Consider the following 11,958-nt stretch of genomic DNA (forward strand, 5'->3'; position numbering starts at 1 on the left):
TTTCCCAGGAAATGTCGAAGGAGAGAGGAGCCACACGCTCATATGCTGGCAATAGATGTAAAAGATTTACGCAAGCAATTTCAGGTGCAGAAGAACCGAGAAGGTCTCGGAGGCGCGCTCAAGGACTTGTTCAAGCGTGAATATAACGAGATTACGGCGGTTAAAGATATCAGCTTTCAGATTCCGCAGGGCGAGATCTGCGGTTACATTGGCGAGAACGGCGCGGGGAAATCGACGACGATCAAAATGCTGACAGGCATTCTGGTGCCGACCTCGGGCCATTTGAAGGTAAACGGCTTCGTTCCGTTCAAGGAACGGGAGAAATTCGTAAACGGCATAGGCGTCGTGTTCGGCCAGCGGAGCCAGCTGTGGTGGGATATCGGCGTTATTGAGTCGTTCCAGCTGCTCCGCAAAGTGTACCGAGTGCCGGAAGCGGAATTCCGCAAGCGGCTGGACGAATTGGTGGAGCGCCTGCAGCTCGGCGAGCTGCTGAACCGTCCTGTGCGCAAGCTGAGCCTCGGACAGCGTATGCGCTGCGAGCTTGTGGCCTCACTGCTGCACAATCCGTCGATTCTGTTCCTTGACGAGCCGACGATCGGCCTCGATATCGTCGTGAAGACGGAAATCCGCGAGTTTCTGAAGAAGATCAACAAGGAACACGGGACGACGATCCTGCTGACGACCCACGATCTGCAGGATATTGAAGCGCTGTGCTCCCGCGTTATCATGCTGGATGACGGCCGCATTATCTACGACGGCGGGCTGGATGAGCTGAAGGCGCGCTGGAGCAAGGGTCGCGAGATTCAATTCCAATTCGGAGAGATGCCTGCGCTGGACGCGCTGCGGAGCATGACGGCCGGCCTGAGCGGCGTGACGTGGAGCATCGACAACGAATTGACGGCGACAATGTGGCTGCCGCATGCGGTGAACGTATCGGATGCGCTCGGCCGCGTCGTCGGCGGAAGCACGGATATTCGCGACATCAAGATCACGGAGACGAACACCGACGAGATCGTTCGCGAAATCTATCAATCCGGATCAGCCTCGAGCGAAGCGGCGGCGAAGCTCAGTCAAAGCACCGGCGAGCCGGAAACCGAAGCTGCCGTGCAGGCCGCTGCGCAGCATGTGGACATGGCGGGACCAGAAGCCGCAGCGGCCTCGGACGATGCCGTGGATCCCGCACCTGTCGCCGCCGGCGCCGGCAAGGAGCCTCAGTCATGAACAGTGCGTATCTCGACCTGATCCGCATCCGTTTTCTGATGATGCTGGCTTACCGCGTCAACTATTACAGCGGCATCGTCATCTACACGATCAACATCGGCGCGTATTATTTCCTGTGGGAAGCGATATTCGGCGAGCAGAAGCTGCTGGCCGGGTTCACGCTGGCGCAGATGACGACGTACGTCGCGGTTTCTTGGATGGCGAGGGCCTTCTACTTCAATAACCTGGATCGCGAGATTGCCAACGAAATCCGGGACGGCAGCGTCGCCATTCAATTCATTCGTCCTTATAATTATTTGATCGTCAAGCTGATGCAGGGCTTCGGCGAGGGGCTGTTCCGCCTGATTTTGTTCATGGGCCCGGGCCTTGCGCTCGTATGCTTGATTTTTCCGGTCAAGCTGCCGACGGATCCCGGCGTCTGGGCGATTTATTTTGTTATGCTGCTGTTCAGCTTTCTTATTAATACGCAGATCAATATGCTTGTAGGCTTGTTTGCGTTCTTCGTAGAAAATAACGAGGGGATGCTTCGCATGAAGCGGGTGCTCGTCGACTTGTTTTCCGGTGTGATCGTGCCGATTTCCTTCTTTCCCGGCTGGCTCGCGGTAACGATGAAATGGCTGCCGTTTCAAGCGATTACGTTTCTGCCGAGCTCCGTCTTCACGGGCCGCATTGCGGGTTCCGAGGTCGTGCGGGTGCTTGGCATTCAAGTGATTTGGTTCATCGTGCTGATTATTCCGATCGCATGGGTATGGCGTCAGGCGCGGACCCGGTTGTTCGTGCAGGGGGGTTAAGAGAAGATGTTTTATTGGTCGCTTGCGGTTGAATATATGAAGAATTATGTCAAAACTAAGCTCACCTACCGGGCGGATTTCTGGGTCGAGCTGCTGTCGGACCTGCTGTTTCAAGGGGTTAACCTGATCTTTATTCTCATCGTATTCCAGCATACGCCGACGCTCGGCGGCTGGACGGAAGCGGAAGTCGTGTTCGTATACGGCTATTTCATGGTGCCGGCGGGCATCTTCGGAGCGTTCTTCAACATTTGGAACTTTAGCGAACGGTATATCGTCAAGGGCGAGATGGACCGCGTATTGACGCGGCCGGCGTATAATCTGTACCAAGTGCTGCTCGAAAATCTGGACCCGCCATCCCTATTCGGCTCGCTGGTCGGGCTGGTCATTATGGTGCTGAGCTGGGGAGATCTGGGACTCGCGTTCCACCTGACGGACGTGCTGATGATGGCGGTGTTCACGATCGGTTCCGTTATGATCTACGGCGGCTTGTTCACGGCGCTGACGGCGATCTCGTTCTATTCCGATGCGCCGACGGGCATTCTGCCGCTCATGTATAATATATCCAATTACGGACGCTACCCCGTTAACATTTACAACAAGATCATTCGGTTCCTGCTGACTTGGCTGCTGCCATTCGCCTTTGTCGGCGTTATCCCGGCATCGTATTTCCTCGGACGCCATGAAGCGGGGCTTTCGAATTTGGCGTTGTTTACACCGGTTATGGGCGTTATCGTCCTTGGCATCGGGCTGTTGATTTGGAATCACGGGGTCAAACGCTACCGGGGCGCAGGGTCTTAATGGCCCTATGAAGCGGAGAAGGGAGATGGAAGGCAATGGCTGTCATCAAAGCAAAAGCAATCGTTGGGAAAAAAGCGCCTGATTTCACGCTGCAGGCCATGGGCGGACGCGAGGTCAGCTTAAGCCAGTTCGCCGGTCATAAGGTCGTCCTATTCTTCTATCCGAAGGATTTAACGCCGGCGTGCACGCAGCAATCCTGCGATTTTCGCGACGCCTACGCCGAGTTCGGCAAGCACAATACGGTCGTTATCGGCATCAGCAACGATCCGGCGGAGCGGCATGAGCGGTTCGCCGCCAAGTACGAGCTGCCGTTCGAGCTGCTGGCGGATACGGAGCACCGAGTATGCGAGCTGTACGGCGTATGGCAGCTGAAGAAGCTGTACGGCAGGGAATACATGGGGCTTGTTCGCTCTACGTTTCTCATTGACGAGAAGGGCAAGCTGGTGCAGGAATGGCGGAACCTTCGAGTGAAGGGCCATGTACAGGAAGTGTTGAATGCCGCAATAGGCAAGTCGGACAAGTAAGGCAAGTTAAAGTAAGGGTCTAGCTGGCATTCAATAGGGTAAGGAATAGCTTGTATCGCTCTCTGCGTGGTCTACGGACCTAGGCAGGGGGCGATTTTTTTGTTTTGCGTCAGCGGGTGTAAAGGGGGGGATTGCTGGCGAAACTAGCAAGTAGAACTAGTCATAGGTTGAAAGGTTAGGAGATGAAGCGATAATGATTCCAAAACAAATGGCGCAGCAGGGAGAGAGCGGGCTTGCCGAGCCGCTGCAGGGCATGGAGCCGGATCTGTGGCCGGCCGCAGCACAGCAATCGCTGCAGCTGATGATGGCGCGCGTGAACAGCGTGCTGCTCGGCAAAAGCGAGGTTGTGTCCCGGGTATTCAGCGCGCTGCTCGCAGGGGGACATGTGCTGCTGGAGGACGTTCCCGGCGTCGGCAAAACGCTGCTCGTGCGCGCGATCGCCCGGGTGATGGGCGGTGAGTTCCGCCGTATTCAATTCACGTCCGACATGCAGCCGGCAGACGTCGTAGGCGGCATGATTTGGGACGGGAAGCGGGGCGAGCTGGTATTTCGCCAAGGGCCGCTGATGGCGAACGTGGTGCTGGCCGACGAGATTAACCGCACACCGCCGCGCACGCAGTCCGCGCTGCTTGAGGCGATGGAGGAGCGGAGCGTCTCGGCGGACGGGGAAACCAGGCAGCTGCCGCAGCCGTTCATGCTGCTTGCCACGCAAAATCCGCTGCGCGATGACGGCACTTATCCGCTGCCTGAAGCGCAGCTGGATCGGTTCATGATGCGTCTCTCCATCGGCTACCCGGCGCCTGAGGACGAGATCGGCATGCTGGAGTCCGGCCGCCAGCGCCTGCTGCCGGAGCTGCTGCGTCCCGTCATCGTACCGGAGGAGTGGCTGCGCATGCAGCGGGACGCGCAGTCGGTGCACGTGCATCCGGCGCTTCTGGCTTATGCGGTGCAGGTAGCCGGCGCAACCCGCGTTTCGCCGGATTTGCTGCTTGGCGCCAGTCCGAGAGCCTCGCTCGATTGGATTCGCGCTTCGCAGGCGGCTGCTTATGTGGCAGGAAGGCGGTACGTCGTGCCGGATGATATGAAGCATACGGCAGTGCCTGTTCTCGCGCACCGGCTGCTGCTCCGGGATGAGGCATGGGTTAAGGGCAGTACGCCTGCGAAGGTGCTGGAAGCGATCCTGTCGTCGACCGCTGTGCCGATGCCGGCTTCGGAAGGCGGGCGCCGCCGATGAAAGCGGCGGGAGAGAAGAAGACGCCGGCAGGAGGCGGAGCCGCTGCGGGGAAGAAGGAGCAGGGGCCGGGCAAAGCCGGGGCTGCCAGAGCAGAGGCGCCGAAGCTGCGAAGCCGTGCGTTCGTGCGGCTGGCAGCGCTGCTCGTGCTTCTGATAAGTATCGCTGCAGTCGTGGAGCGCGGGGGCGCAGTGGAATGGCTGTTTGCGGCTGTCGCGGTCTTGGCTGCGGGCGGCGGCCTGATCATGCCCTATGCGGCTGTCGGCCGGATAACGGCGGAACGGGTCGTTCAGGAGAGCGACCTTGTCGACGGAGGCAGTGCTCACGTTACGCTGACACTGAAGCTAAGCCGGATGCTGCCATTCATGTGGGTGAGTATTCGGGAAGAGCTGGTCAATCAGAGTGCTGCCGCGCAGAGCGGTGCGGTTACGATTGAGGGTGCGCTTCTACCCGGTATTAACCGTCAGTTGTCGATCGACTATCGCGTGAACGGGCTGCAACGGGGTGAATATGCGTTTCACGCGATTACGGTACGCACGGGAGATATGCTCGGCCTGACGGTACGGACGTTCAAGCTGACCTGCCCGGGCACGCTGCTTGTAATGCCGCAGCCTCCCAAGGGCGAGCAGCTGGAAGAGCTGCCGGGTTTTCAAGCAGGACGAAACCGGAACGGCGTCCAGCCCGTCTTGTCGTTCGGCGGCCAAATGGCGTCGGCGGCTTCGCGGCTGCGGCGCGACGGCGCCGGTTCGGAGCTGCGCACCTACGTGCCTGGCGACCCGCTGCGGCGCGTGGATTGGCGGGCGATGGCAAGAGGGCAGGGTATGCTTACACGCACCGGCGAGGCTGCGGAGGCAGGGACGATCCTGCTCGTATTGGAGACGTCTCTGCAGGTGTACGGACAGAATCAGCGGCTGTTTGACGCGCATGCAGGGCGTGCGGCAGCCATTATGAAGAAGGCGGAACGGGAAGCGAAGCGCGTCATCGTGCTGACGAATTCGCCGGAGGCAGCAGAAATACATACCGGCGGCCGCGGCAGCTCCGAGCTGCGCGAAGCGGAAGTACGGCTTGCCAAGCTGCGCTTGGGAGCGGCAAAGCCGATGTCGCAGTGCTTATCCGACGTCGTTGCGGGAGCGCCGAGAGGCGCCGTCGTGATCTGCATGACGACGGGTCATGCAGATCACGACGGCGCCCAAGCCGGGGAATCGGAGGCGCCTGAGAATCTGCGCTACGGCGCCAAGCTCGCCGGCGTTCGCGGCGTCCGGCTTCTCCTGCTGCTCTCTGCCGCGGAGACGGGAAGCCGCGCGGCGGAGGCATCCTGGCTGAAGCAGCTTCAAGGAACCGGCTGCCAGGTGAAGGCGCTGCAAGTGCCGGACAGCTACAGAAGCGTCAGGCCGCGGGCGGCGGAAATTTCAATGCGTGCAGCCAAGGAAGGGGGCGTCAATTATGTCGAGACCGCAAATGACGGGCGGAGCTGGTAATGCGGGAAAACATGATTCAGGCGCTGTAAGCGGTGAGGTGAAGCCGGGCGGGACTGAAGAGAAGGGGAAGCCGGTTGGAACCGGCGGAGCGGCCAAGCCCCCGGTACGAACCGGCGGACCGTCAAAAGCCGCGGGCTCGCGGTTGTCCAAGCGGCAGGCGGAACGCGAAGGGCTGCAGTTCTTCAGTTATTTTACCCGCCGTCTGATCACCAGCATGCTGCTGTTCGGGCTTATCGTGGAATGGCTCCTGCCTCTGCAGCAGCTTCAGCAATATACGGAGCTCTATCAGGTCAGTCCGCTGCTCACGGCCGTCGGCTTGTTTCTCGCTGTCGGTCTCTTCGTGCCGCCCGCTTGGACGGCGCTGCTGCTGAACGGGTGCATTACGATAGGTGCAGTTCTCTTCTTGTTTATGCCGCAGTACCATTCGGTGCCGAACGCCGTTCAAGCCTTGCTCCGTGCCATCCAGCATGACGCGCTGCAAATGGCGCAGGGCAATATGATGCTGAGCGGCGAAACCCGGACACTCCTGTTAATCAGTGGCCTCGGCATGATGTCCATCGCCGTACAGTCCTTGATGTGGCTAAGGCAGTGGGGGCTGGGGCTGACGGCGCTGACGGCGGTCTATTTGCTGCTGTTATACGGGTTCCTGGGACTGCCGGTTTTCCCGGGGCTGCTTCGCGCTTGCGCGGAGGGGCTGCTCTTGAGCGCGCTTGTTACGGTGCCGCGGATTGAGCGGCTTACGGGGACGAGCAATCTGTTTGCTGCTGAAGGCGGCAGAGGGATTTTGGCGGGCTGGACGCTCGGCTGGTGGAGCGGCTCGGCTTGGCTTGCGGTCGTCATTGTCGCGTCGGGGATCGGGGCATCGTGGAGCTGGTCGGAGGGAGATACGGCGAAGCCTGCGCCGTGGGCGGCCCAAGCCCTGAAATGGGGTGAGGCGCGTATGGGCGAAGGTAGCGCGCGTACGCATACGACGGCTGAAGAAGCGATGGCCGAGACAGGCTTGGACAGCGCTGCCCAAACGGGCTATGGATTTGACGACAGCAAGCTCGGCAGTCCGCTTACGCGGGATCATACAGTCCTGATGACGGTCGTTTCCAAGGAGGCGGCATATCTGCGCGGGGACAGCAAGGATATCTATACCGGCAGCGGCTGGGAGCAGAAGGAGCATGATTGGCAGGCTGTTACTGTCGAGGGCGGCGACTCGGGTTCAAAATTAGACGTAAACGCGAATTCCAACGCGATTTCGAGTGAAGCGGGCGGTGCGCCGAATACGCCTTTCGTACAAACCGTGACCGCCGCGGTTCCGACAGCCGGACTGCCGCTGTTTGCAGGAGGCTCAGCCGCGAAGGTGACGGCACTGGTCCTGATGAACGGATCGAAGGAAGACAGCCAGGAGTATAAGAGGGATGAGGCAACGGGGGCGCTTTATCCGGCATCGGACGATAATCGAGTCGTGCGGTATATGGTAGAGACTGCCGTTCCGGCCGTCCATGCGCTGCGGGAATCGGATCAGGGGGAGGCTTCGGCTGCAGGCGTGTCAGACTGGCATCCGGCTTCCGATCCGGACGAGGCGGCGTATACGCAGCTTCCAGCTGGGCTGCCTGCCCGGGTGAGCGCGTTAGCCGCGCAAATCCTTGCCGATGCGGGCCATCCGCAAGGTCGTTACGAGCAAGCCGTGGCTATCGCGGACTATCTGCGCGGCCATTATGCATACGACCTCGACAAGACGTCGATTCCTGCAGCGGGCATGGATTTCGTGGATGATTTCTTGTTCCGGCAGAAGCAGGGATATTGCGTGCATTTCGCGTCGGCGATGGCTGTCATGCTGCGAACGCAGGGCATTCCTGCGCGGTACGTGAAGGGGTTTGCGGCGGGCGAAGAAAGCCGCCAGGCGGGATCCGGCGAAGCCGCGCTTTACACCGTGCGCGCGAGTGACGCGCATGCATGGGTGGAGGTGCTTTTCCCGGGCGTCGGCTGGGCAGCATTTGAGCCGACGCCGGGCTTTGCGGCGCCGGGCAGCGGCGCCTCCGGCGAAGCCGGCTCGCCTGTGCCGGCGGGCGAGGGGGCGAAGCCCGGGGCTGCCGCAAGCGTAGGCGGCGCGGCCGGCACGGCCGGCGGCGAAGCCGCTGGCGCCCGGGGCATGGCCGGGCGCTTAGCCGCGCAGCTGCGCGCTGCCGCGGTACGCGGGGCGCATGCCGCCGCGGAAGCGGGCCGCGGCGCGATGGCTTCGCCGCCGTGGGCCAAGGCGGCCTGCGCCGCAGGCGCCGTAGGCGCAGCCGGGCTCGCCATGGCCGCGCGGCGGCGCAAGCACGAACGCTTCGCGTTCGCTCCCGCGCTGCGCCGGTATGGCAGCGCGATCCAGGCGGGCCGGCATACCGCGGCCCGCAGCCAGTTCCTCCAGCTCGCGGACGCCTTATGGCGCGAGCTGTACAAGCAGTGCGGCGCGAAGCCGCTGCACCGCACCGCGCGCGAATACGCGGCGGCTTTGAACCTGCCGCCGCACACTGCGCCGCTCGTCGCGAATTTCGTGCGCTGGGATGAAGAAGCGCGCTATGACGCAATTGCCCGCGGCTTGCCCACGCCGGATCAAATGAGCGAGCTGATCGCGAAATGGCCGAACGGGAAGGCATGATAAGGGCCGTAAGCAAATCAAACAAAGGAGCTGTCCCGCAGGACAGTTCCTTTGTTCTTTACCAGTTCTTCAACAGTGCAGCGGCATCCTCGGCGCTGCGGCCGTTAAAGGCTTTCGCCGAGGAAGTGGTGCGCTGCTCGTGCTGGCTGCCGTTCGCGTAGGTTTTTTCTTCGAAACCATAGGCATACACGCTGCCCGCCGATTTGACGGTATTTTGCTCAACCTTCGGCAAAGGACCGCTTGTGTCGAACAGCTCGTCCTTCTGACTGAAGCTGCCCGCGGTCTTACGCTCCTCATTTCGCACGAAGCCGCTTGCATCCATAAGCTCGACTTCTTGTCCGAAGCTAGTCTCATCTTTCTGCCCTAAGCTGCCCTCATCCTCATGGAAGAACATAGCATTGTTCTCAGCGGCATCGTCGTCCAATTCACTAGTTAACTCTCGCTCTGCATCGCCATTAAACTCGCTAACTATTTCATCCTCAGCAGCATCACCATCGTAATCAACAGCGAACTCATACGCCGCATCACCGATGTCCGCAGTACGAACTCCCAATTGATCTGCAAATTCCGAACCACCAGCTTCTTCGTTAAGGGTTTCTATCGCTGCGGCAGCAGCTGTCTCTGGCGCGATCCCGTCATGCGCGTCCGCTTGCTTCGTTTCTTCCAAGGAGGCTTCAATGCCATCGTCGGACGCGTGAACGGCTTCATATTCACTTTTGATTGCATGCGATCCAGCGCTGTCCATTGCGTCTGCTTGCTCCTGATCGCCGCTGTACGTAAGTCCGTTAATATGTTCATGCTCATGATTGTTCAAATATTCATGTTCGTTAATCTGCTCTCGAACAGGGTGTTGTGCATAGGTTTCAAGCGCTGGGGCGACCTCAATTCCCGGCTGGTTCCCAGCAGCCTTCATTGCACGTTCAGCTTCGGCAAATTGCTGTTTGTCGTAGAGCGGACCGCTCCCTGCAGGTTCCGTTTCGATGACGGCCATCGGCTCGTCAGCTGCAGCGTCATGATCTTTTTCCGCAGCCGCACCCGGCGCATACCCATCCAGCACGGCATCGTTCAATTCCAGCCCGACTTCGCCCGCGACAGGGATGTCCATACGGATCGGTTCCCCTTCCGCGTAAAGTTCACCAGCTTCATGCCTGCTTGGCATGGTCGTCCGGCCGTTTTCGCGAAGCGGCTCTGCTGCCGTCGATGAAGCGGCCCCCTGTGCATCGTCCCATTCACGGCTCACCGCTGCTTCTTCGGCTGCTTCCCCGGCGGAGGCGGGCTCAGGCCCGCGATAATTGATTTTCTTCTGAAAAAACCCGGCTTCCTCCGGATTCCTGCGGTCGTACCCGGTGCGGCGTTCATTTCCGAACCAATTGGGATCCGCGGCAACGCGGCGGTCACGGCCGCTTCTGCGCTGGGTGGGATTCATGACGGGCTCGCCCATGTCCATGGCGCTGTTGCCCTGGAATACGCCGCCTTCCTCGACCACGAACGTCGCCGCATCCATATCGCCGTACAGCTTGCCGGAAGAGGTAATCATCAGCTTGCCGCTGATGCGTACATTGCCCGTGACTTGGCCAGCCAGGTATACGTTGCGGGCGGTAATGTTAGAGACGGCGAAGGCGCTCTCCCCCAGCGTCACGTCGCCTTCGCAAAAAATATCCCCGCGGAGCTGACCTTCCAGCCGAACGCTTCCCGAAGAACGGATCGGGCCTTCCACGATGGTGCCTTCTCCGATAAACGTATCCGTCAATTGCGTGCTAATCTTGTCCCTTCTCCAATTGAACATGCTCGGCATCCCCCTCATCGCCAGTCCTGGGCACCCCCGTATCGGTGCTGCTGGCATTACTATCCCTTACTCGTTGTTTCCCGTTTAATATGCTGATTTTGCCTATATACGGATTATTTTCGGCAGAAGCGGGCGGAAATCTTAGCTTTAGGAAAAATTGTGCAATAAAAAGGATTTTGTCGGATAATAGCGAATTGGATGTCCATAACAGACAAACGATGCTTCGGCAATTGTCAACACCAGGAACGGAGGACAAGCATGTGATTAGGCTTGCAGGCATTGATGTCGGAAACGACAGTATTAAATTGGTCGTCGACGGGGCGGCGGAACCGGTCGTCATCCCGAGCATACTGGCTCCTGGCTATGACCGTCATATTTTCCAAGAGGAGGATTCGCCTCTCAAGGCGCTGGACGTGCGGATTTTCAGCCCGAAGCTGAAGAAGAACAACCAGCGTTATTTCGTGGGACTTCTGGCCATGGAGGATCAGGATAATTCCGAGCTGGAGGAGACCGACAACAAAGCGACGAGCGATCAAGCGCTGATCGTCGCCCTTACGGCGCTTGCTTATACGGGGCTGACCAGTGGGGCTTATCAGCCGTCCGAGGGACCGGGAGGGCAAATCGTGGAATACGTCGTCGGCACCGGGCTTCCGGTTCGGACCTATGCCGGCTTCCATAAGACTTTCGAGGAACGCCTGGTTGGCGAGCATGAGGTTACGTTCCTCTCGACGCCGCAGCTGCGCGGACGTTCCATCCGCGTCGTCATCAAGCGGGCGGTCATTTCCATCGAAGGGGCTGCGGCGCTGTTCCATATGGCGACGCACGATAATCTCTCCGTTCGAAACGAGGAGCTGTACTACGGCTGCATCGGCATTTGCGAGATGGGCGCACTGACGACGGACTTCCCTGTCATTAAGCGAATGAGCATCGACAATCAGTTCAGCACGGGCGAGCAGTTCGGTCTGGCCGGCTATCTGGATCAGATCATCCGCGAAGTCGAGGACAGGTTCGGCCACCGGTTCCCGAGCCGGGCGAAGCTGGTTCAGCGCGTGAAGCATAACGACTACATCATTCATCGCATCGGCGAAGGGCAGGCGGATATCCGTCCGATCGTGGACGATTATTTTGGCCGCGCGGCGAATAAGGTGATGGATTTGATTCTGAAGCGGTGGAAGAAGAACCCTGATATTCAGTGCTTCTACGTGCTGGGAGGCGGCGCTTCGGCGCTTCGCAGTTATTTAATCGAGGCGGCGGGAAGCGTTCGGCTTCGGTTCGTCGAGGACAGCGAGTTCCAGAACGTATACGGCTATCTGAAGCTGGCCAAAAACAAACAGTCCCAGGCGCTTGCTGCAGCTGCAGCCGAACAGGCCTGACGGCTGGTCCGGAACGCGGGCCGCGCATGCAGAAATGCACTGTGCGGCTCTTTTTGTCGTTATCATGGCTGTGCCCCTCATTACCTTGACTGTCCCATAGCGCCTATATATAATTGACACAATG

Annotated in this window: 9 protein-coding genes; 8 read left to right on the forward strand and 1 reads right to left on the reverse strand. The window is 59.6% G+C overall.

Features of this window, described 5'->3' with window-relative positions; translation table 11 throughout:
• Positions 1-42: 42 nt before the first annotated feature.
• From KXU80_RS22060 to KXU80_RS22090, 7 genes are all read left to right on the forward strand, one after another.
• The gene (locus KXU80_RS22060; protein WP_219835314.1) at positions 43-1,221 is read left to right on the forward strand and encodes an ABC transporter ATP-binding protein; all 1,179 of its coding nucleotides are present in this window, start codon (positions 43-45) and stop codon (positions 1,219-1,221) included.
• On the forward strand, positions 1,218-2,012 hold the full coding sequence (locus KXU80_RS22065) for an ABC transporter permease (RefSeq protein WP_219835315.1): 795 nt from the start codon (positions 1,218-1,220) through the stop codon (positions 2,010-2,012). The genes KXU80_RS22060 and KXU80_RS22065 overlap by 4 nt, the downstream gene beginning before the upstream one ends.
• 6 nt (positions 2,013-2,018) lie before the next feature.
• On the forward strand, positions 2,019-2,810 hold the full coding sequence (locus KXU80_RS22070; RefSeq protein ID WP_219835316.1) for an ABC transporter permease: 792 nt from the start codon (positions 2,019-2,021) through the stop codon (positions 2,808-2,810).
• A 35-nt stretch (positions 2,811-2,845) separates the two neighbouring features.
• Positions 2,846-3,334: a thioredoxin-dependent thiol peroxidase gene (gene bcp / locus KXU80_RS22075; protein ID WP_219835317.1), complete on the forward strand. Its 489-nt coding sequence runs from the start codon at positions 2,846-2,848 to the stop codon at positions 3,332-3,334.
• A 193-nt stretch (positions 3,335-3,527) separates the two neighbouring features.
• Complete coding sequence (locus tag KXU80_RS22080; protein ID WP_308858118.1) at positions 3,528-4,568, forward strand: AAA family ATPase; 1,041 nt, start codon at positions 3,528-3,530, stop codon at positions 4,566-4,568.
• Positions 4,565-6,043 (forward strand): DUF58 domain-containing protein, encoded by a 1,479-nt coding sequence (locus KXU80_RS22085; RefSeq protein ID WP_219835318.1) that lies wholly within the window; start codon positions 4,565-4,567, stop codon positions 6,041-6,043. Before KXU80_RS22080 ends, KXU80_RS22085 begins: the two co-directional genes overlap by 4 nt.
• The gene (locus KXU80_RS22090; protein ID WP_219835319.1) at positions 6,009-8,675 is read left to right on the forward strand and encodes a transglutaminase-like domain-containing protein; all 2,667 of its coding nucleotides are present in this window, start codon (positions 6,009-6,011) and stop codon (positions 8,673-8,675) included. Before KXU80_RS22085 ends, KXU80_RS22090 begins: the two co-directional genes overlap by 35 nt.
• A gap of 58 nt (positions 8,676-8,733) precedes the next feature.
• On the opposite strand, the gene KXU80_RS22095 is transcribed toward KXU80_RS22090, so the two are convergent.
• Complete coding sequence (locus tag KXU80_RS22095) at positions 8,734-10,461, reverse strand: bactofilin family protein (protein ID WP_219835320.1); 1,728 nt, start codon at positions 10,459-10,461, stop codon at positions 8,734-8,736.
• 260 nt (positions 10,462-10,721) lie between these two features.
• Between KXU80_RS22095 and KXU80_RS22100 the strand changes: the two genes are divergently transcribed.
• A complete protein-coding gene (locus KXU80_RS22100; protein WP_219835321.1) occupies positions 10,722-11,834 on the forward strand; it encodes a ParM/StbA family protein in 1,113 nt (370 codons plus the stop codon).
• Positions 11,835-11,958: the final 124 nt, after the last annotated feature.

The sequence above is a fragment of the Paenibacillus sp. R14(2021) genome, assembly GCF_019431355.1.
Classification (GTDB): domain Bacteria; phylum Bacillota; class Bacilli; order Paenibacillales; family Paenibacillaceae; genus Paenibacillus_Z.